Genomic DNA, 259 nt, shown 5'->3' on the forward strand with positions numbered 1-259 from the left:
GATCAGCAGTATTATTGGCTTTGGGTTTGACAGGCGGGATCAGCTTTCAGGCACAAGCCGCTGAAAAGGGGGTTGTAGCTGAGTGCGCGGTGGTCATGGATGCCGCAACGCAGAAAATCCTTTCCCGCAAAGGTGTCTGTGATAAGCGTTTCACGCCGGCATCGACATTTAAAGTGCCGCTCGCTGTGATCGGTTACGACAAAAACATCCTCCACTCGGAACATGATCCGGTCTGGCAGTGGAAGCCAGAAATGGACGC

1 protein-coding gene is annotated in these 259 nt (G+C 53.3%); it reads left to right on the forward strand.

Annotated features, from left to right (window positions below; translation table 11 throughout):
• Positions 1–14: 14 nt before the first annotated feature.
• On the forward strand, positions 15–259 hold a 245-nt coding region (locus tag HBA93_RS21910), incomplete at its 3' end, for a penicillin-binding transpeptidase domain-containing protein (RefSeq protein WP_286202133.1).

Source organism: Ochrobactrum sp. SFR4 (assembly GCF_019730395.1).
Taxonomy (GTDB): Bacteria; Pseudomonadota; Alphaproteobacteria; order Rhizobiales; family Rhizobiaceae; genus Pseudochrobactrum.